The 20,805-nt window shown below is 70.6% G+C and carries 16 protein-coding genes; 10 read left to right on the forward strand and 6 right to left on the reverse strand.

Annotated features, from left to right (window positions below; translation table 11 throughout):
* Positions 1 to 102: 102 nt before the first annotated feature.
* Positions 103 to 3,252: an isoleucine--tRNA ligase gene (ileS, locus tag AB0C75_RS04860; RefSeq protein ID WP_362887116.1), complete on the reverse strand. Its 3,150-nt coding sequence runs from the start codon at positions 3,250 to 3,252 to the stop codon at positions 103 to 105.
* 564 nt (positions 3,253 to 3,816) lie between these two features.
* Between ileS and AB0C75_RS04865 the strand changes: the two genes are divergently transcribed.
* The 5 genes from AB0C75_RS04865 (at position 3,817) to AB0C75_RS04885 (ending at position 8,377) form a co-directional block, all read left to right on the forward strand.
* The gene (locus AB0C75_RS04865) at positions 3,817 to 4,458 is read left to right on the forward strand and encodes a TraR/DksA C4-type zinc finger protein (RefSeq protein WP_362887118.1); all 642 of its coding nucleotides are present in this window, start codon (positions 3,817 to 3,819) and stop codon (positions 4,456 to 4,458) included.
* A 120-nt stretch (positions 4,459 to 4,578) separates the two neighbouring features.
* Positions 4,579 to 5,223, forward strand: a complete 645-nt coding sequence (gene lspA / locus AB0C75_RS04870) for a signal peptidase II (RefSeq protein ID WP_362887120.1) — start codon at positions 4,579 to 4,581, stop codon at positions 5,221 to 5,223.
* A 23-nt stretch (positions 5,224 to 5,246) separates the two neighbouring features.
* Complete coding sequence (locus tag AB0C75_RS04875) at positions 5,247 to 6,188, forward strand: RluA family pseudouridine synthase (protein WP_362887122.1); 942 nt, start codon at positions 5,247 to 5,249, stop codon at positions 6,186 to 6,188.
* Positions 6,185 to 6,685: a GNAT family N-acetyltransferase gene (locus AB0C75_RS04880; RefSeq protein ID WP_362887124.1), complete on the forward strand. Its 501-nt coding sequence runs from the start codon at positions 6,185 to 6,187 to the stop codon at positions 6,683 to 6,685. The genes AB0C75_RS04875 and AB0C75_RS04880 overlap by 4 nt, the downstream gene beginning before the upstream one ends.
* A gap of 105 nt (positions 6,686 to 6,790) precedes the next feature.
* Entirely contained in the window at positions 6,791 to 8,377 is a 1,587-nt protein-coding gene (locus tag AB0C75_RS04885; RefSeq protein ID WP_362887125.1) for a Na+/H+ antiporter, read from the forward strand.
* Between the two features lie 33 nt (positions 8,378 to 8,410).
* Here the strand turns inward: AB0C75_RS04885 and AB0C75_RS04890 are convergent, their stop codons facing one another.
* Entirely contained in the window at positions 8,411 to 9,553 is a 1,143-nt protein-coding gene (locus tag AB0C75_RS04890) for a mechanosensitive ion channel domain-containing protein (RefSeq protein ID WP_362887127.1), read from the reverse strand.
* Between the two features lie 38 nt (positions 9,554 to 9,591).
* Between AB0C75_RS04890 and AB0C75_RS04895 the strand changes: the two genes are divergently transcribed.
* Positions 9,592 to 10,170, forward strand: a complete 579-nt coding sequence (locus AB0C75_RS04895) for a dienelactone hydrolase family protein (RefSeq protein WP_362887129.1) — start codon at positions 9,592 to 9,594, stop codon at positions 10,168 to 10,170.
* A 98-nt stretch (positions 10,171 to 10,268) separates the two neighbouring features.
* Here AB0C75_RS04895 and AB0C75_RS04900 read toward each other — a convergent pair whose 3' ends face one another.
* The 3 genes from AB0C75_RS04900 to AB0C75_RS04910 are packed head-to-tail and all read right to left on the reverse strand — an operon-like array spanning position 10,269 to position 13,226.
* A complete protein-coding gene (locus tag AB0C75_RS04900) occupies positions 10,269 to 11,084 on the reverse strand; it encodes a thioredoxin domain-containing protein (protein WP_362887130.1) in 816 nt (271 codons plus the stop codon).
* Positions 11,085 to 11,137: 53 nt separating this feature from the next.
* Positions 11,138 to 11,863 (reverse strand): hypothetical protein, encoded by a 726-nt coding sequence (locus tag AB0C75_RS04905; RefSeq protein ID WP_362887132.1) that lies wholly within the window; start codon positions 11,861 to 11,863, stop codon positions 11,138 to 11,140.
* A gap of 37 nt (positions 11,864 to 11,900) precedes the next feature.
* Positions 11,901 to 13,226 carry a DUF2252 domain-containing protein gene (locus AB0C75_RS04910; protein WP_362887134.1) on the reverse strand — a complete coding sequence of 442 codons (1,326 nt, stop codon included), beginning with the start codon at positions 13,224 to 13,226 and terminating at the stop codon, positions 11,901 to 11,903.
* Positions 13,227 to 13,405: 179 nt separating this feature from the next.
* Between AB0C75_RS04910 and dnaE the strand changes: the two genes are divergently transcribed.
* The gene (gene dnaE, locus AB0C75_RS04915) at positions 13,406 to 16,951 is read left to right on the forward strand and encodes a DNA polymerase III subunit alpha (RefSeq protein ID WP_362887136.1); all 3,546 of its coding nucleotides are present in this window, start codon (positions 13,406 to 13,408) and stop codon (positions 16,949 to 16,951) included.
* A gap of 75 nt (positions 16,952 to 17,026) precedes the next feature.
* Here the strand turns inward: dnaE and AB0C75_RS04920 are convergent, their stop codons facing one another.
* Complete coding sequence (locus AB0C75_RS04920) at positions 17,027 to 17,206, reverse strand: hypothetical protein (protein WP_362887137.1); 180 nt, start codon at positions 17,204 to 17,206, stop codon at positions 17,027 to 17,029.
* Positions 17,207 to 17,470: 264 nt separating this feature from the next.
* Between AB0C75_RS04920 and AB0C75_RS04925 the strand changes: the two genes are divergently transcribed.
* From AB0C75_RS04925 to AB0C75_RS04935, 3 genes are all read left to right on the forward strand, one after another.
* Complete coding sequence (locus AB0C75_RS04925; RefSeq protein WP_362887138.1) at positions 17,471 to 18,736, forward strand: NYN domain-containing protein; 1,266 nt, start codon at positions 17,471 to 17,473, stop codon at positions 18,734 to 18,736.
* A 118-nt stretch (positions 18,737 to 18,854) separates the two neighbouring features.
* The gene (locus AB0C75_RS04930) at positions 18,855 to 19,835 is read left to right on the forward strand and encodes an ABC transporter ATP-binding protein (protein WP_362887595.1); all 981 of its coding nucleotides are present in this window, start codon (positions 18,855 to 18,857) and stop codon (positions 19,833 to 19,835) included.
* Positions 19,836 to 19,935: 100 nt separating this feature from the next.
* Positions 19,936 to 20,784: an ABC transporter permease gene (locus AB0C75_RS04935; RefSeq protein ID WP_362887139.1), complete on the forward strand. Its 849-nt coding sequence runs from the start codon at positions 19,936 to 19,938 to the stop codon at positions 20,782 to 20,784.
* The last annotated feature ends 21 nt before the right edge of the window (positions 20,785 to 20,805 follow it).

Below are 20,805 nucleotides of genomic sequence, written 5' to 3' on the forward strand. Positions count from 1 at the left end.
CGGATCCCCGCTCCTCAATCGTCGGAGGGCTTGACTGTGCGGGCTTGGCGCAATTGCGAGGGGCCCGGCCGAGTGCTCGGCCGGGCCCCTGCCTGCCGCTGGTTACCGCTCCGTCCTGCGGAGGCGGAACGTCAGCGAAAGGCCCTCGTCCTCGAACGGGGCGCCGTACGTGTCGTCCGCCTCGCCCTCGGCGTAGTCCAGGGCGAGCACCTCGTCCGCGATCAGGCCGGCGTGCGCGGTCAGTGCCTCGGCCGTCCCGGGGGACGTGGACGTCCAGCGGACCGCGATCCGGTCCGCCACGTCCAGACCGCTGTTCTTGCGCGCCTCCTGGATCAGCCGGATCGCGTCACGGGCCAGTCCGGCCGCCCGCAGCTCCGGGGTGATCTCCAGGTCCAGGGCGACGGTCGCACCCGAGTCGGACGCCACCGACCAGCCCTCGCGGGGGGTCTCCGTGATGATGACCTCGTCGGGGGCGAGCGTGATCAGCTCGCCGTCGACCTCCACCGAGGCCGTGCCCTCGCGCAGGGCGAGGGAGAGGGCCGCCGCGTCGGCGTTCGCGACGGCCTTGGCCACCGCCTGGACGCCCTTGCCGAACCGCTTGCCCAGGGCGCGGAAGTTGGCCTTCGCCGTGGTGTCGACCAGCGAGCCGCCGACATCCGAGAGCGAGGCCAGCGAGGAGACGTTCAGCTCCTCCGTGATCTGCGCACGCAGCTCCGGGGTGAGCGCGTCGAAGCCCGAGGCCGCGACCAGGGCCCGTGACAGCGGCTGGCGGGTCTTGACCCCCGACTCGGCACGTGTCGCACGGCCGAGCTCCACCAGCCGGCGCACCAGCGCCATCTGCGTGGAGAGCACCGGGTCGACCGCGGCCGTGTCCGCCTTCGGCCACGACGACAGGTGCACCGACTCCGGGGCGTCCGGGGTGACGGGGACGATCAGGTCCTGCCAGACCCGCTCCGTGATGAACGGCGTCAGCGGGGCCATCAGCTGCGTGATCGTCTCCACGACCTCGTGCAGCGTGCGCAGCGCCGACGCGTCGCCCTGCCAGAAGCGGCGGCGCGAACGGCGGACATACCAGTTGGACAGGTCGTCCACGAACGCCGACAGCAGCTTGCCGGCGCGCTGGGTGTCGTACCCCTCCAGGGCCTTGGTGACCTCGTCCACCAGGATGTTGAGCTCGCTCAGCAACCAGCGGTCCAGGACCGTGCGGTCGGCGGGCGCCGGATCGGACGCGGAGGGCGCCCAGTTCGACGTACGGGCGTACAGGGCCTGGAAGGCCACCGTGTTCCAGTACGTGAGGAGCGTCTTGCGGACGACCTCCTGGATGGTGCCGTGGCCCACGCGGCGCGCCGCCCAGGGGGAGCCGCCTGCCGCCATGAACCAGCGGACCGCGTCGGCGCCGTGCTGGTCCATCAGCGGGATCGGTTCGAGGGTGTTGCCCAGGTGCTTGGACATCTTCCGGCCGTCCTCGGCGAGGATGTGGCCCAGGCAGACCACGTTCTCGTAACTGGACTTGTCGAAGACCAGGGTGCCGACCGCCATCAGCGTGTAGAACCACCCGCGCGTCTGGTCGATGGCCTCCGAGATGAACTGCGCCGGGTAGCGGCTCTCGAAGATCTCCTTGTTCTTGTGCGGGTAGCCCCACTGAGCGAAGGGCATCGAACCCGAGTCGTACCAGGCGTCGATGACCTCGGGGACGCGGTACGCCTCCAGCTGGCAGTTCTCCTGCGAGCAGGTGAACGTGATCTCGTCGATGAACGGGCGGTGCGGGTCGAGTGCCGACTGGTCGGTACCCGTCAACTCGGTGAGTTCCGCGCGCGAACCGACGCAGGTGAGGTGGTCGTCCTCGCAGCGCCAGATCGGCAGCGGGGTGCCCCAGTAGCGGTTACGGGAGAGCGCCCAGTCGACGTTGTTGTTCAGCCAGTCGCCGAAGCGGCCGTTCTTGACCGAGTCGGGGAACCAGTTGGTCTTCTCGTTCTCCTGGAGGAGCCGGTCCTTGATCGCGGTCGTTCGGATGTACCAGGACGGCTGCGCGTAGTACAGCAGGGCCGTGTGGCAGCGCCAGCAGTGCGGGTAGCTGTGCTCGTACGGGACGTGGCGGAAGAGCTTGCCGCGCGCGGCCAGGTCCTCGGTGAGGGCCTCGTCGGCCTTCTTGAAGAAGACCCCGCCGACCAGCGGGAGGTCCTCCTCGAAGGTGCCGTCGGGGCGGACCGGGTTCACCACCGGAAGGCCGTACGCACGGCAGACCTGGAGGTCGTCGGCGCCGAACGCGGGGGACTGGTGGACCAGACCCGTGCCGTCCTCGGTCGTGACGTAATCGGCGTTGACGACGTAGTGCGCCTCGCTCGGGAACTCCACGAGCTGGAACGGGCGTTCGTACGTCCAGCGCTCCATCTCGCGGCCGGTGAAGGTCTCGCCGGTGAGCTCCCAGCCCTCGCCGAGCGCCTTCTCCAGCAGTGGCCGGGCGACGACGAGCTTCTCCTCGCCGTCCGTCGCGACGACGTAGGTGACGTCGGGGTGCGCGGCGACGGCGGTGTTGGAGACCAGGGTCCAGGGGGTCGTCGTCCAGACGAGCAGCGCGGCCTCGCCGGCCAGCGGTCCGCTCGTCAGCGGGAAGCGTACGAAGACCGAGGGGTCGACGACCGTCTCGTACCCCTGGGCGAGCTCGTGGTCCGAGAGGCCGGTGCCGCAGCGCGGGCACCAGGGGGCGACGCGGTGGTCCTGGACCAGCAGGTCCTTGTCGAAGATCTCCTTCAGCGACCACCACACGGAGTCGACGTACTCCGGGTCCATCGTGCGGTAGGCGTCGTCCAGGTCGACCCAGTACCCCATGCGGGTCGTGAGCTCGGTGAAGGCGTCGGTGTGGCGGGTCACGGACTCACGGCACTTCGCGTTGAACTCGGCGATGCCGTAGGCCTCGATGTCCTTCTTGCCGTTGAAGCCCAGCTCCTTCTCCACCGCGAGCTCGACCGGCAGGCCGTGACAGTCCCAGCCGGCCTTGCGGCCGACGTGGTAGCCCTGCATGGTGCGGAAGCGCGGGAAGACGTCCTTGAAGACGCGGGCCTCGATGTGGTGGGCCCCCGGCATGCCGTTGGCGGTCGGCGGGCCCTCGTAGAAGACCCACTCGGGGCGGCCCTCGGACCGGTCGAGGCTCTTGGCGAAGACCTTGCTGTCGTGCCAGAAGTCGAGCACGGCGTGCTCGAGGGCGGGCAGGTCGACCTGGGCGGGTACCTGGCGGTACTGCGGCGATGTCATGTGCGGGCTTCCTCCGGCGGACGTCTTCCACTTCCGTCGGAGGGACGAGAGCCGGATCAGCTCCCGCGGTACCACCCTCCTTGGCCACGGGCGTGCGCCCACGGCCCCCTCATTGGGGTCGCGATGCCGGGTCTATTGGCCTTGTGCCGATGGGCTCCGCCCACGGTCCAAAGCGTTCTTCCGGCGGCTCCGGGGTGATCTTCACGGCGCGCTCGCCCCCGGGCTCCCACCGTCCCCGGGTCGCTCCTGGCTGCGTACGACGCTACTCGTCCCATCCATGCCTCTCGCTGCGGCCAGTGTACGGGCCCGTGGCGTCGACGGCCGACCGGTTTATCCACAGGCGGTGCTTGACCCGAATGGCCAGTCGGGCCCGACGACATATCCGGAGAGCGCACGGGGCGGATTACCGGGCGGGGAGCTGGGCACAACGGTTGCAGGTGTGTCCCTGCCCGGCGACGGGGAGGGACGAACCGGCGGCGTGCCCCGTTGCCGCGGGGCTGGGGTCGATTTATCGTCCCAGCACGATTCGCGTGCAAGATCACAATATGTGAAGGGGCCGCGGCCATGGTGGCGAAGAAGACCGACACGGGCGGGGAGAAGCCGGTCAGTAAGGCCGCCGGGAAGAAGAGCGCGGCGAAGAAGAGCACGGCCAAGAAGGCGTCGGAGAAGGCCACGGGGGCGACCCAGGCCGCCGAGCAGACAGGAGCCCACACGGTGGTAGCCAAGAAGAGCGCGGCCCGGACCACGGCTGTCGGAGAGGGCACCGCGACCGCGGTGTCCCCGGCCAGGGCCGGCCTGGCGACGGCGGCCGGAGACCTGGCGGTCAGGCCGGGGGAGGACCCCTGGACCCCGGAGGAGGCCGAAGCGGCCCGGACCGAGCTGGCCGGCGAGGCCGAGCGGCTGCGCACCGAGTTGGAGGCGTCGGGCGCGGCGCTGGCCGGGCTGATGCGTGACTCAGGGGACGGCGCCGGGGACGACGACGCGGACACCGGCACGAAGAACATCACCAGGGAGCACGAGCTGTCCCTGGCGGCCCACTCCCAGGAGACCCTGGAGCAGACCGAGCGGGCTCTCGCACGGCTCGACGCGGGGACCTACGGGCTCTGCGAGGTCTGCGGCAAGCCGATCGGCAAGGCCAGGATGCAGGCCTTCCCCCGGGCGACGCTCTGCGTGGAGGACAAGCAGAAGCAGGAGCGGCGCGGCTGATCCGAGCGAGAGACCCGAATCTCCGCCTCGCGACGTGGGTGCCGGACCCCGGTCGCTCCCTGATCGCCCGGGTGTGTCGTACCCTCGTCCTCAGTCAGGCACCTAGGTTGAGGGACTCACGTGGCAGAGGCGGAGAGCATCATCGGTACGCCGGATATCCCTGATGCCGAGGGGGTCGACGGGGCTGAGCCCCAGCAGCCCGCCGAGGGCTCGACCCCGGCCGGCAGCGGCAAGCCGGGCAGCCACGAGGCCGGCAGCGACGAGCCGGGCAGCGGCCGGGGCAGGAAGAAGATCCCGGTCCTCCTCGGGGCGGCCGTCCTGGCCTATCTCCTGGACCTGATCAGCAAGATGATCGTGGTCGCGAAGCTGGAGCACCAGGAGCCGGTCGAGCTCATCGGCGACTGGCTGAAGTTCGACGCGATCCGTAACGCGGGCGCCGCCTTCGGGATCGGCGAGGCGTTCACCGTGATCTTCACGGCCATCGCGGCCGTCGTGATCATCGTGATCGTCCGGCTCTCCCGCAAGCTCTACAGCCTGCCCTGGGCCATCGCCCTCGGGCTGCTGCTCGGCGGGGCGCTCGGAAATCTCACCGACCGCATCTTCCGTGCGCCCGGCGTCTTCAAGGGCGCGGTGGTCGACTTCATCGCCCCCGCGCACTTCGCCGTCTTCAACCTCGCCGACTCCGCGATCGTCTGCGGCGGAATCCTCATCGTGATCCTTTCCTTCAAGGGCCTCGACCCCGACGGCACCGTGCACAAGGACTAGTGCGCGCAAGGCATACTCGACTGGTGAGTACGTATCCCGAGGTCCGCACCCTGCCCGTACCCGACGGCCTGGAGGGCGAGCGTGTCGACGCCGCCATCTCCCGGATGTTCGGTTTCTCCCGCACCAAGGCCGCCGAGCTGGCCGCTGCCGGGAAGGTACAGGTGGACGGCGCGGTGGCCGGGAAGTCCGAGCGGGTGCACGGCGGTGCCTGGCTGGAGGTGGAGATGCCCCAGGCGCCCGCTCCGGTCCAGATCGTCGCCGAACCCGTCGATGGCATGGAGATCGTCCACGACGACGACGACATAGTCGTGATCATGAAGCCGGTCGGTGTGGCCGCCCACCCCAGTCCCGGCTGGACCGGCACCACCGTCATCGGCGGCCTCGCCGCGGCCGGCTACCGCATCTCGACGTCGGGCGCCGCCGAGCGCCAGGGCATCGTGCACCGGCTGGACGTCGGGACCTCGGGTCTGATGGTCGTGGCCAAGTCCGAGCGGGCCTACACCCTGCTCAAGGCACAGTTCCGCGACCGGGTCGTCGAGAAGAAGTACCACGCGCTGGTGCAGGGCCACCCCGACCCGATGAGCGGCACCATCGACGCCCCCATCGGCCGCCACCCGCAGCACGACTACAAGTGGGCCGTCACCGCCGAGGGCAAGCCCTCCGTGACGCACTACGACCTCATCGAGGCCTACCGCGCGGCCAGCCTGCTCGACATCAAGCTGGAGACAGGGCGCACACACCAGATCCGCGTGCACATGTCCGCACACCGCCACCCCTGCGTCGGCGACCTGACCTACGGCGCCGACCCCACGCTGGCCAAGCGCCTCGGCCTGACCCGCCAGTGGCTCCACGCGGTCCGGCTCGGCTTCGAGCACCCGGCCGACGGCAGCTGGGTCGAATTCGAGAGCGGCTACCCGGACGACCTGCGCCACGCCCTCGACACGATCGTGGCAGAGAGCGAATGACCCCCCGGCCCGCCGCCCCGTACAGCACCCGCAGGGCACTCGACGAGAGCGACCTCGCCGCGTGCTTCCAGGTCCGCAAGGACGTCTTCGTCGGTGAGCAGCAGGTGCCCGAGGAGATCGAGTACGACGCCCATGACGCCACCGCCGTGCACGTCGTCGCCGTGGCCGCTGACGGCACCGCGCTCGGCACCGGGCGGCTGCTGCACGGCGAGGGAGCATCGGACAGGACCGGTGGTGACCTCTCCGTCGGCTCGCTCGGCCGTCTCGCGGTGACCAGCGGGGCCAGGGGCCTCGGCGTCGGCGCCGCGCTGGTCAGGGCCATAGAGACGGAGGCCCGCGCGCTGGGTCTGGCCGCCGTCGACCTGCACGCCCAGACGCACGCCCTGGGCTTCTACGAGCGGCTCGGCTACGCCGCGTACGGCCCCGAGTTCCCGGATGCGGGGATCCCCCACCGGGCCATGCGCCGGGTGCTCCGACCGTCGGCGCCGCGACACTAGGTCCGCAGGGGGCGTCGCAGGCCCGGGGCCCACGCGTGGCACGCTGGAGCCCTCACCGGCTGATCAGCGGGCCCCGGAGGCCCGGCGCGCTGCGGAAGGCACAACGTGGACCAGATGGCACTCCTGCTCCTGCTCCTGCTGGGGGCGGTGGTCACGGTGCCGCTCGGGGAGCGCCTGCGCCTCCCGGCACCGATTCTGATGACACTGGCCGGGATCGTCCTGGCCTTCGCCAGTTTCGTCCCGGATGTGGAGATCCCACCGGAGTTCATCCTCCCCGCCCTTCTGCCGCCGTTGCTCTACGCCTCGGTGCAGCGCACCTCCTGGCGGCAGTTCGCGGCCAACCGGCGGCCGATCTTCCTGCTGGCCGTCGCCCTCGTCTTCGTCACGACGGCGGCCGTCGCCACGGTCGCCAACGCGCTGGTGCCCGGCCTGCCCATCGCCGCCGCCGTGGCCCTCGGCGCGCTCGTGGCCCCGCCCGACCCGGTCGCGGCGACCGCCGTCGCCGGCTCGGTCGGACTGCCGCGCAGGCTCGTCTCGGTGCTGGAGGGCGAGGGGCTGTTCAACGACGTCACGGCCATCGTGCTCTACCACGTCGCCATCGCCGCCGCCGTCAGCGGAACCTTCTCCCTGCCCGCCGCGTTCGGTCTGCTCGTCCTGTCCGCCGTGGTCGCCGTGGTCGTCGGCTTCGTCCTCGGCTGGCTCACCATCAAGCTGATGGGGTATCTGGGCGACGCGACCCTCCAGGTCGGCCTGACCCTGCTCGTGCCGTTCGTCAGCTACGTACTCGCCGAGGAGCTGATGGGCTCGGGTGTCCTCGCCGTCCTCACCACGGCGCTGTTCCTCGCCGAGCACACCGCGGACGCCGACGACGTCCTGGGGCGGCTCACCGGCCGGTCCTTCTGGGAGATCGTCGACACCCTCGTCACCGGCGTCGCCTTCGGCCTGATCGGCCTCGAACTCCACAACGTCTTCGGCACCGCCGACGGACGCGAACTGCGCCTGCTGGGCTGGGGGCTCGCCGTCGCGGCGGTCGTCGTCGGCGTACGCCTGGTGTGGCTGCTGCCTGCCAGCTGGCTCGCCAAGCGGCTGCACACCCGGCGTGACGTCAGCGAGGAGATCCCCACCAGCGTGCGCGAGACCGTCGTCATGTGGTGGGCCGGGATGCGCGGGGTGGCCTCCGTCGCTCTGGCGCTCGCCATCCCGCTGGAGACGGACGACGGCAAGCCCTTCCCCGGCCGTGACGAGATCGTCTTCATCGCCTTCGTCGTCATCATGGTCACCCTCGTCCTCCAGGGCCTGACCCTGCCGTGGCTCGTGCGCAAGCTCGGCGTCAAGGCGGACACGGGTGCCGAACAGGCGCTGGAGCGCGACCTCGCGATCCGCGCGGCCAAGGCGGCCAGGACCCGCCTCAAGGAGGTCCAGAACGTCGAGGAGCTCCCCGAGGAGGTGCTGGAGCGGCTCCAGCGCGCGGCGTACGACATCGGGGCGCGGATCAGTCCCGACATGGTCGACGAGGAGCGGCGCGACGCCTACGCGCAGCGTGCCGCGCGGTTCAAGGAGATCGGCCGGATCCAGCGCGAGATGATGTCGGCCGCCCGCCACGCGGTGCTCGACGCCCGCAACGAGCCGGGCTCGGACCCCGAGGTGGTGGACCGGGTGCTGCGCTATCTGGACGTGCACAGCCTGCGCTGACCGGCGGGCCCCGCCCTGCACGCCCGCGGTGGGTCAGCCGCGGCCCGTGCGGGGGGCCTTGTCGACGGTGGGGCCCCGGCCGTTGGACGGGGGCCTGCCGGTGTCCGCGCCCGTGAGCTCCCGCCAGTGGTCGCCCGGCGGCAGCGCCGCGGGTGAGGTGACGACCCGGGGCAGCGCGTACGGATGGTGGTCCCTGAGCCAGCCGATCAGCTGCTCCCGCACCACGCAGCGCACCGTCCAGATGTCGTCCGCGTCCTTGGCGGTGACCACGGCCCGCACCTCGATCGTCGTGGGGGTGGTGTCCGTGACGGCCAGGGACCAGTCACGGCCGTCCCAGGCCGCGCACTCGCCGAGGATGTCCCGCAGCTGGTCACGCATGGCCGCGATGGGGGCCGAGTGGTCGAGCTGCAGGAAGACGGTGCCGGACATCTGTGCCCCGCCGCGCGACCAGTTCTCGAACGGTTTGCTCGTGAAGTAGGACACGGGCATCGTGATCCGCCGCTCGTCCCAGGTCCGCACCGCGAGGAAGGTGAGGGTGATCTCCTCCACGGTGCCCCACTCGCCGTCCACCACCACGGTGTCCCCTATCCGGACCATGTCGCCGAAGGCGATCTGGAAACCGGCGAAGAGATTGCCGAGGGTGGACTGGGCAGCGACACCGGCGACGATGCCGACCACACCGGCCGACGCCAGCATCGAGGTCCCGACGGTGCGCATCGCGGGGAAGGTGAGCAGCATCGCGGCGATCGCGACCGTCGCCACCACCGCGGTGACCACCCGCTGGATCAGCGTGACCTGGGTCCTGACCCGGCGGACCCGGGCCGGATCGCGGGTGGAGGCCGCGTAACGCGCGTACGAGGCCTCCACGATCGTGGCGGCGGCGCGCAGCACAAGCCAGGCCGAGGCCGCGATCAGCACCAGGGTCAGGACCTGGCCGATCGCGCCCCGGTTGTCCCGCACCACATCGAGCCTGAGCTGGGGGAAGCTGGCCCGCAGCAGCGCCGTGCAGAGCACCACCTGAAGGGGCGGGCGGCAGAGCCTGAGCAGACCCCAGAGCGGGGTCTCGTGATGCCGGCTGTCCTCACGGCGCAGCAGCAGATCGACCAGCCAGCCCACCAGCAGGGTGATCGCCAGCGACCCGCCCAGCACGAGCAGCGGCCGAACGACGTTCTCCATTCCCTCAGTCCTCCAGGAGTCGGGGCAGGCCTGGCACCATGGACCGCATGAACATCATGCTTTTCCACTCGACCTACGGTTTGAGGCCTGCCGTGCACGCGGCTGCCGAGCGGCTGCGCGCAGCCGGGCACGAGGTGCGCGTGCCCGATCTCTTCGACGGCCACACCTTCGAAACGGTCGAGGACGGAATGGCTTTCCAGCAGGAGCTGGGCAAGGACGAGCTGCTCAGGCGGGCTGTCCTGGCAGCAGCGCCGTACTCGGACCAGGGCCTCGTCTACGCGGGATTCTCGTTCGGGGCCTCGGTGGCGCAGACCCTCGCGCTCGGCGACGCGAAGGCCCGCGGCCTGCTGCTGATCCACGGCACGTCGGACATCGCGCCGAACGCCTCGGTGGACGAGCTGCCCGTGCAGCTGCATGTGGCCGATCCCGACGCCTACGAGTCGGGGGACTGGCTGAACAGCTGGTACCTCCAGATGCAGCGGACCGGGGCCGACGTGGAGATCTACCGCTACCCGGGCGCAGGGCACCTGTACACCGACCCGGACCTGCCCGACTTCGACCAGCCGTCGGCGGACCTGACCTGGAAGGTCGCGCTCGGCTTCCTCGCCACGCTGTAGCGGTGCTTGCGGGCCGCGCAGCTGCGCGGCCCGCACCGGAGCCCTCGCCCGTCAGCGGACCGGACGTCGTCCAGGCCGCCCCGGTCCGCGAAGGCGGGTCAGCCCTTGAGCGCCGCGGTGATCGCCTTGTTGAAGTCGGCCACCGTCATGGGCGCGTTCTCGCTGCCCTCCGCGGTGAGCGTCTTGCCGTCCATCTTGAGGCTGGGCGTGCCCTGGACCCCGCTCTTGTCGAAGGCCTTGGACATCTTGATCGCCCAGGCGTCGTACGTGCCGTCCTCGACGTTCTTCTTGAACGCCTTGTTGCCCTTCAGCGCGTCCACCGTGTCCGCCACCTCGATCAGGTAGCTGTCCTTGGCGAACTTGTCGTCGGTCTCCTCGGGGTGGTACTTCGCGGAGTACAGCGCGCTCTTGTACTCCAGGAAGGCGTCCGGGCTCACGTCGAGCGCGGCGCCCAGCGCGCTCAGGGCGTTCTTCGAGCCCTCGCCGCTGTCCGCGTTGTCGATGAAGGTCGCACCGACGTACTTGATCTTGTACTTGCCGGCGTCGACGTCCTTGGCCACGGTCTCGCCGACCGTCTGCTCGAAGGTGGCGCAGATCGGGCAGCGCGAGTCCTCGTACAGCTCAAGGGTCTTCTTGGCGCTGGAGTCGCCGACCACGACGGTCGTGCCGTCGGTGCCCGAGGTGTTCTTGGGGGCGGTGACGTTCTTCGCGTCAGCGGCCTCCTCCCAGGCGGAGGGCTTGTTCAGCTGCATCACGCCGTAGCTCACGGCACCGGCGATCGCGAGGACGGCGACGACCGAGACGCCGACGATGATCTGCTTGCGCGCCTTGTCCTTCTTGGCCTGGCGCTCGCGCTCCGCGCGCAGCCGCTCGCGGGCGGCGGACTTGTTGGCCTGGTTGTTGCGCTTGCTCATGAGGGGTGCTCCGTAGAGGTGGGGGTGGCTCGGAAAGGGGTCCTGCCGCGTACTCAGACAGCGCTGAGCGCCGGAAGCGGCGGGCCTCTCCGTCCCACGGAGTGCACCAGGAAGCGGGCCTGGGCGAGCGGATGCGGGCGCCCGGGGCGCCGGCCGTCGGGCTGTGCGCGGCGCCGCGGTGTGCTCACCACGGCGACCGCGGTGAGCAGCGGCCGGAAGGCGACGGCGGCCGCCGCGCGCAGCAGTCCGGCGAGCGCCGACTCACCGCGCCGCAGCCAGGCGGCGGCCAGCAGGCCCACCGCCACATGCGCGACCAGCAGCAGCCACGGGACAGCGGGCCCCGGTGAGGCCAGCAGGGCGGCGGCGTGGTCGCCCTTGGCGGTCACCCCGGCCAGCGGGGTGCCGACCGAGGCGACACCGGAGAGTCCGTCGGCGCCGCGCCCGGCCTCGCCACCGCAGAGCACATTCACTCCCACGGAGCGCAGCGGGCCCGCGATCGGGCCGCCCGCCGCCCCGTAACAGAGGTGCTGGCCGGTGGTGAACACCGTGTCGGCGGCCAGCTCCAGCGGGACCAGCAGCCCGGCGATCGCTCCGAAGCCGCGCTCCCGGCCCGCCAGCGCGAACGCCACGGCGAAGACGGCCCCGGCCAGCAGCGCGACGGCGGTGATCGGCAGCGGGACCCGGGAGAGCAGCACATGGGACGCGGAGGAGAGCGTGACGACGAGCGCGGTGAACAGCGCCGCGCGTACCGCTCTGATCTGTGTCCCTGATACGTCCATCGCCGGAGAGTGTGTCATGCGTTCCTGTAGGCGAGCCCTAAAGGCCGGGGATACGGCCGTTACGGAAGAGGTCGACGAAGATCTGGTGGTCGGCGCGGGCCCGCGCGCCGTAGCTGTGGGCGAAGTCCACCAGCAGCTCCGCGAAGCCCTCCTCGTCGGCCGCGACGGCCGCGTCGATCGCGCGCTCCGTGGAGAACGGCACCAGCGAGCGCCCGCTCCCGTCGTCCGCCGCCGCGTGCATCGTCGCCGTGGCCCGGCCGAGATCGGCGACCACCGCCGCGATCTCCTCCGGCTCGTCGATGTCGGACCAGTCCAGATCGACCGCGTACGGGGAGATCTCGGCGACCAGCTGCCCGGCCCCGTCCAGCTCGGTCCAGCCGAGCCACGGGTCGGCGCGGGCCTGGAGCGCGCGCTGCGAGACCACCGTGCGGTGCCCCTCGTGCTGGAAGTGGTCCCGCACCGCCGTGTCCGTGACGTGCCGGGAGACGGCCGGGGTCCGCGCCTGCCTGAGGTAGATCACGACGTCGTTCTCCAGGGCGTCGCTGCCGCCCTCCAGAAGGATGTTGTACGAGGGCAGGCCGGCCGACCCGATGCCGATGCCCCGGCGGCCGACGACGTCCTTCACCCGGTAGGAATCGGGCCGGGTGAGGCTCGAGTCCGGCAGCGTCTCCAGATAGCCGTCGAACGCCGCGAGCACCTTGTACCGCGTCGCCGCGTCCAGGTCGACCGCGCCGCCGTCGGCGCTGAACCGGCGCTCGAAGTCCCGGATCTCCGTCAGCGAGTCCAGCATCCCGTGCCGGGTCAGCGCGCGGGCGCCGCGCAGCGCGCCGAGCAGCGGGCCCTCGGCGGTGTCCAGCGTGAAGGGCGGCACCTCGTCATTCTTGGCGCCCGTCGCCAGGGCGTGGATCCGCTCGCGGTAGGCGGTGGCGTACGCCCGGACGAGCTCGGTGATCTGGTCGTCGCCCAGCGCCTTGGCGTGACCGATCAGGGCGACGGAGGCGGCGAAGCGCTTGAGGTCCCAGGTGAAGGGACCCACATAGGCCTCGTCGAAGTCGTTGACGCTGAACACCAGGCGGCCGTCGGCGTCCATGTACGTGCCGAAATTCCCGGCGTGCAGATCGCCGTGGATCCACACCCGGCCGGTGCGCTCGTCCAGATATGCGCCGGTGTGCTGCTCACGGTCCAGGTCGGCGTAGAACAGGGCGGCCGACCCCTGGTAGAAGGCGAAGGCCGAGCCCGCCATCTTGCGGAAGCTGACCCGGCAGGCGGCCGGGTCGGCGGCCAGGAGCTGCCCGAACGCGGTGTCGAAAACTGCGAGAATCTGCTCCCCGCGCTGCTCAGCGCCGGTCTGCGGGTCCGACATCGCTGGGTGCCTCCTGGTGCGTCGCGTTCAGAACAGTTCAGAACAAAGGGGACTGGCGCCCCCGCTCCTCCAACGCGTGACCGTCCTGGGGAGTGCCCGCCATCCGGGACCTCGGAGACGTAGACTTCCACGCTGTCCCCCCAAGCCGTTCCAGCCAGTTTTCCCGGAGGCACAGCGCCGTGAGCAAGCCGCCTTTCACGCACCTGCACGTCCACACCCAGTACTCCCTGCTGGACGGTGCCGCGAGGCTCAAGGACATGTTCGAGGCGTGCAAGGACATGGGCATGTCGCACATCGCGATGACCGACCACGGCAACCTTCACGGGGCGTACGACTTCTTCCACTCGGCCGAGAAGGCCGGGGTGACGCCGATCATCGGGATCGAGGCCTACGTCGCCCCCGAGTCGCGCAAGCACAAGCGCAAGATCCAGTGGGGACAGCCGCACCAGAAGCGGGACGACGTCTCGGGTTCCGGTGGTTACACCCACAAGACGATCTGGGCGGCCAACAGCACCGGACTGCACAACCTCTTCAAGCTCTCGTCGGACGCGTACGCCGAGGGCTGGCTGCAGAAGTGGCCGCGTATGGACAAGGAGACCATCTCCCAGTGGTCCGAGGGCCTGATCGCCTCCACCGGCTGCCCCTCCGGTGAGCTGCAGACCCGTCTGCGCCTCGGCCAGTTCGACGAGGCCGTCAAGGCGGCGTCCGAGTACCAGGACATCTTCGGCAAGGACCGGTACTTCCTGGAACTGATGGACCACGGCATCGACATCGAGCGCCGGGTCCGCGACGACCTGCTGCGGGTCGGCAAGAAGCTCGGCATCCCGCCGCTCGTGACGAACGACTCGCACTACACCTACGCCAACGAGGCGACCGCGCACGACGCGCTGCTCTGCATCCAGACCGGCAAGAACCTCTCCGACCCCGACCGCTTCCGGTTCAACGGCACGGGCTACTACCTCAAGACGACCGACGAGATGTACGCCGTCGACTCCTCCGACGCCTGGCAGGAGGGCTGCGCCAACACCCTCCTGGTCGCGCAGCAGATCGACACCGCCGGCATGTTCGAGAAGCGCGACCTGATGCCGAAGTTCGACATCCCGGAGGGCTTCACCGAGGTCACCTGGTTCCAGGAGGAGGTCCGGGTCGGCATGGACCGCCGCTACCCGGGAGGTGTCCCCGACGACCGGCAGAAGCAGGCCGAGTACGAGATGGACATCATCATCCAGATGGGGTTCCCGGGGTACTTCCTCGTCGTCGCCGACTTCATCATGTGGGCCAAGAACAACGGCATCGCGGTCGGCCCCGGCCGTGGTTCCGCCGCCGGTTCGATCGTCGCGTACGCCATGGGCATCACCGACCTCGACCCGATCACCCACGGGCTGATCTTCGAGCGCTTCCTCAACCCCGAGCGCGTGTCCATGCCCGATGTCGACATCGACTTCGACGAGCGCAGGCGCGTCGAGGTCATCAGGTACGTGACCGAGAAGTACGGCGCCGACAAGGTCGCCATGATCGGCACCTACGGCAAGATCAAGGCCAAGAACGCCATCAAGGACTCCGCGCGCGTCCTCGGCTACCCGTACGCGATGGGCGACCGCCTCACCAAGGCCATGCCCGCCGACGTCCTCGGCAAGGGCATCGACCTCAGCGGCATCACCGACCCCAAGCACCCGCGCTACAGCGAGGCGGGCGAGATCCGGGGGATGTACGAGAACGAGCCGGACGTCCAGAAGGTCATCGACACCGCGAAGGGCGTCGAGGGCCTCGTCCGGCAGATGGGCGTGCACGCCGCCGGCGTGATCATGTCCAGCGAGCCCATCGTCGACCACGCCCCGCTCTGGACGCGGCACACCGACGGCGTCACCATCACACAGTGGGACTACCCGCAGTGCGAGTCGCTCGGCCTGCTGAAGATGGACTTCCTCGGCCTGCGCAACCTGACGATCATGGACGACGCCATCAAGATGGTGAAGGCCAACAAGGGCGTCGACCTGGAGATGCTCGCGCTCCCGCTGGACGACCCCAAGACGTACGAGCTGCTCTGCCGCGGTGACACGCTCGGGGTGTTCCAGTTCGACGGCGGCCCCATGCGCTCGCTGCTGCGCCAGATGCAGCCCGACAACTTCGAGGACATTTCCGCCGTCTCGGCCCTCTACCGGCCTGGCCCGATGGGAATGAACTCGCACACGAACTACGCCGAGCGCAAGAACGCCCGGCAGGAGATCACCCCGATTCACCCGGAGCTGGAGGAGCCCCTCAAGGAGGTCCTCGGGCTCACCTACGGCCTGATCGTCTATCAGGAGCAGGTGCAGAAGGCCGCCCAGATCGTCGCCGGCTACTCGCTCGGCGAGGCGGACATCCTGCGCCGCGTGATGGGTAAGAAGAAGGCCGACGAGCTGGCGAAGAACTTCGTCCTCTTCGAGGCCGGCGCCAAGAAGAACGGCTTCTCCGACGCGGCGATCAAGGCGCTCTGGGACGTCCTGGTCCCCTTCGCGGGATACGCCTTCAACAAGGCGCACTCCTCCGCGTACGGACTGGTCACCTACTGGACCGCCTACCTCAAGGCGAACTACCCCGCCGAGTACATGGCGGCCCTGCTGACCTCGGTCAAGGACGACAAGGACAAGTCCGCGGTCTACCTCAACGAGTGCCGGCGCATGGGCATCAAGGTGCTCCCGCCCAACGTCAACGAGTCCGAGTCGAACTTCGCCGCCCAGGGTGACGACGTGATCCTGTTCGGGCTGACCGCCGTCCGTAACGTCGGGCAGAACGTGGTCGACTCGATCATCAGGTGCCGCAAGGCGAAGGGGAAGTACTCCACGTTCCCCGACTTCCTGGACAAGGTCGAGGCGGTCGTCTGCAACAAGCGCACCGTCGAGTCGCTCATCAAGGCCGGCGCCTTCGACGAGATGGGGCACACCCGCAAGGGACTCGTCGCCCACCACGAGCCGATGATCGACAACGTGGTGCAGGTCAAGCGCAAGGAGGCCGAGGGGCAGTTCGACCTCTTCGGCGGCATGGGCGACGAGGCGGACGGCGACTCCGAGCCGGGCTTCGGTCTCGACGTGGAGTTCTCCGACATCGAGTGGGAGAAGTCCTACCTGCTCGCGCAGGAGCGCGAGATGCTCGGCCTCTACGTCTCCGACCACCCCCTCTTCGGCCTTGAGCACGTCCTGTCCGACAAGTCGGACGCGGCCATCTCGCAGCTCACCGGCGGTGAGCACTCCGACGGCGCGATCGTCACCGTGGGCGGCATCATCTCCGGCCTCCAGCGCAAGATGACCAAGCAGGGCAACGCCTGGGCCATCGCGACCGTGGAGGACCTCGCGGGATCCATCGAGTGCATGTTCTTCCCCGCGACCTACCAGCTGGTCTCCACCCAGCTCGTCGAGGACACCGTCGTCTTCGTCAAGGGACGCCTCGACAAGCGCGAGGACGTGCCGCGCCTGGTCGCCATGGAGATGCAGGTCCCCGACATCTCCAACGCCGGGACCAACGCACCCGTCGTCCTGACCATCCCCACGGTCCGGGTCACCCCGCCCATGGTCAGCCGGCTCGGCGAGGTCCTCGGCAACCACCGGGGCGACACCGAGGTGCGCATCAGGCTCCAGGGCCCCCGCAAGACCACCGTGCTCCGGCTCGACCGGCACCGCGTCAAGCCGGACCCCGCGCTCTTCGGCGATCTGAAGGTGCTGCTCGGCCCGTCCTGCCTGGCCGGCTGACGGCCACACCGCCGCCACCCGCGAGAGGGGCGCCCCGCCGGTGGCGGGGCGCCCCTCTCGTACGTGGTGGGCCCGTCAGTTGTGGCCGAACCGCTTCTGGTGCTTGCGAGCGACGTCGGCCGGGCTGCCCTGAGCCTGCGACTGAGACTGGGGCTGCGACTCGTACGCCGTCGACTTGGCCTCCTCCGACCCGCGCTCCGCGGCGGACGCGCGGTCGTGCTGGGCGGCCTGCTTGCGGTTCTTGTTCTTCGCCATCGTGATGCCTCCTGTGGGAGATCTGGGGGTCCAGAACCGCTGTCAGGCTCACATAGCACCGGAAAGGCCGCATGTTGGATCATTACCGAGCGTAGTTCGCGGGGTATCATGCGCGGTTTTCGGATCCGCCACGCCGATGATCGAGTTCCGGACCTTAACCCCCGTGCCGTCGGGCAGACTCGAAGGAAACCCTGAGTAAGCGAACCCCGGGCCGGCGGACCACCCCCATGTCGGGACCCCGGTCCGCTCCCGAACTGGAAGAGGGTGGAACGCGTGGACCGTTGCGTCGTCCTGGTTGACGCCGGCTACTTGCTGGGCGCAGCCGCGAGTCTGCTGGCCGGAGAGCCCGCCCGTTCCCGCATCACCGTCGACCACGCGGCCCTGATCCAGGGGCTGCGCGAACGGGCGGAGGCCGACACGGAACAGCCTCTGCTGCGCATCTACTGGTTCGACGGCGCCCCCGACCGGGTTCCGCAGCCCGAGCACCGCAGACTGCGGGTCATGCCGCGGGTGACCGTACGACTCGGGGCACTCACCCGCAGTGACGGGCGGTGGGCGCAGAAGGGCGTCGACGCGGCCATGCATGCCGAGCTCACCGAGCTGGCCAGAAACCGCGCCTGCTCCGACGTGGTGCTCGTGACGGGCGACGGCGATCTGCTGCCCGGGCTCATGTCGGCCAAGGAGCACGGCGTCGCCGTCCACCTCTGGGCCGTACAGGCCGCCGACGGCGACTACAACCAGTCCGAGGACCTGGTCGCCGAGGCCGACGAGCGACGCGTGCTCGACCGCGCCTGGATCACCAAGGCCGTGCGGGCCAAGGAGACCGGCGGCGTGTGCGCGCCCGCGCCCGTCCCGCGCCCCGAGATCGCCGCGATCCTGTCCGCGCCGCTGCCCGAGGCGGCCCTCGCCGCGTCCGCCGAGCGGGCGTCGGAGGCCCAGGCCGCCGCCGCCCGTCACGGCACCGGCACCGCGGAGACCGAGGCCGCCCCGCGCTCCGAGCCCGTGCCCGCCCCCGGACACAAGGGTGTCCCCACCCCCAAGGACCTGGCGAGCCTGCGCGCCCCCGCCACGCAGACGCCGCAGCACACCGCACAGCCCCCGGCCGGCAACGCGACTCTGCGCTGGTCGTCCGAGAAGGGCTGGGTCGAGCGCGGCGGGCCGCTCGGCGAGCCGCCCGAGACCGCGTCCCTGCCGACCCTGGCCCAGCTCACCAGCGCGGAACAGCGCTGGGCGGACCGGGAGGAGGACATCACCACCGTCGGCGGCGACCCCTTCGAGGTGGGCCAGGTCTTCGCCCGGCGCTGGATGGAACGGCTGCCGGTCCCCGTCCACCTGCAGAAGCTGTCCACGATGTATCCCCGTATCCCGCACCGCATCGACGGAGAGGTGCTGCGGTACGCCGCCCGCTTCGGGCTCCTCGCGCACAAGGACGACCAGATCGACGAGCACGACCGCTATGCGATCCGGGCGGGGTTCTGGCGCGAGATCGACGTACGGACCGCCACCGAACGGGCTCCCGCGGGGGAGTGAGCGGCGAGGCACTGCCCGGACCCGGACGCAATACGGGGCATCCGACCCCGTAGGCTCATGCCTCGTGAGTACGGGCACAGCACAGGCTGCGGACACAGCACGGGCACCGACCGGGACCGTGTGCGCGGTGCGCGACCTGGTCAAGACCTACCCCGCCGTCCGGGGCCGACGCGGCCGGGCCGCGACTCCCGAGGTGCGCGCCACCGACGGGGTGTGCCTCGATGTCCGGCGCGGCGAGATCTTCGGACTGCTCGGGCCCAACGGTGCGGGGAAGTCCACGCTCGTACGCCAGCTCACCGGGCTGATGCGGCCCGATTCCGGGAGCGTCGAGGTGCTGGGACACGACCTCGTGTGCCACCCGGAGCGTGCCTCGCGGCTCATCGGCTACCTGGGCCAGGAGTCCACCGCCCTCGACGAGCTGACCGTGTCGCTCGCCGCGGAGACCACCGGGCGGCTCAGGGGCCTGCCGATACGGGAAGCGCGCGCGGCGCGTGACGACGTACTGGAGGAACTCGGGCTCACCGCCCTCGCCGGGCGCCCCCTGAGGAAGCTGTCCGGCGGGCAGCGCAGGCTCGCCTGCTTCGCCGCGACCCTCGTCGGTGAGCGCCCCCTGCTGGTGCTGGACGAGCCGACGACCGGCATGGATCCCGTCGCCCGCCGCTCCGTCTGGTCCGCCGTCGACCGCCGCCGGGCCGAGCACGGGGCGACGGTGCTGCTGGTGACCCACAACGTCATCGAGGCGGAGACGGTCCTGGACCGGGTGGCCGTCATGGAGCGCGGCAAGGTCATCGCCTGCGACACTCCGGCCGGGCTCAAGGAGCGGGTGGCCGGCGAGGTGCGGGTCGAGTTGGTGTGGCGCGAGCGTGCGCCGCTGGACGTCCCCGAGGTGGCCGCGCTCCGCGGGTCGGCGCAGGAGTCGGGGCGCAAGTGGACGCTCCGGCTGGGGCCCGACGAGGCGCGGGCCGCGGTGGCGGCGGTGACCGGCGGGGCGGCTTTCTCCTCGCTCGACGACTTCACGCTGGCCACGCCCAGCCTGGAGGACGTGTATCTGGCGCTCGGTGGGGACGCCGCCAGGGCCGAGGGGCTGGTGAAGGCGTGATCAAACCGTTGAAGTCGAAGAAGTCGAAGAAGTCGAAGAAGTCGAACGTGCCGCTGCATGTGCGTGTACGTGTGCGGGACTCGAAGGGGAGCACTGCCAGGTGACGAGCATGGTTCCGACGGAGCCCGCGAAGGTGGCCGGTCCGAGGGTACGGACCTCCGCCGTGCGGACCGGCCCGCCCACCCGTACCGCCCCCGCCGCGCTCGCACCGCGGGCCCGGCTGCTCCCTTCGCTGGCCGCCGTGTACCGGGCGCAGCTGTCGCGGGCGCGGGTCGCGCGGATTCCGCTGCTGTTCGTCGCTACCTTCCAGTCCATCGGGATCATGGTGCTGATGCGGGGAGTCGTCGACGGGGGCGCGGAGGCGCGGGCCGTCGTCGCCGGGTCCGCCGTGCTGGTGGTGGCCTTCGTCGCGCTCAATCTGCTCGCCCAGTACTTCGGCCAGCTCAGGGCCGGTGGCGGGCTCGACCACTACGCGACGCTGCCGGTGCCGCCGGCCGCGGTGGTGCTGGGCGCGGCGGGGGCGTACGCCTCGTTCACCGTGCCGGGCACGATCGTCACGGCGGTGGCGGGCAGCGCGCTGTTCGGCCTTCCGATGACGCATCTGTGGGTGCTCGTCGCCGTCATCCCGCTCTCCGGGGCCGCGCTCTCCGGTCTCGGCGCGGCGCTCGGACTGCTGGCGCCGCGGCAGGAGGTGGCGACGCTGCTCGGGCAGCTGGGCATGTCGGCCGCGCTGCTGCTGGGTGTGCTGCCGGCCGAGCGGCTGCCGGGGCCGGTCGGGTGGGCCCGTGATCTGCTTCCCTCGACGTACGGCGTCGAGGCGCTGTCCCGGTCCTTCGACGCCCATCCCGACTGGGCGGTCGTCGCTCTCGACCTCGCGGTGTGCGCGGCGGTCGGTGTGCTCTCGCTGGCCGTGGCCACGTGGGCGTACCGGCGGGCGGCCGTCCGGTGAGGCGGTCCGGTGAGGCGGCAC

It is taken from the genome of Streptomyces sp. NPDC048565 (assembly GCF_040650935.1).
Classification (GTDB): Bacteria; Actinomycetota; Actinomycetes; order Streptomycetales; family Streptomycetaceae; genus Streptomyces.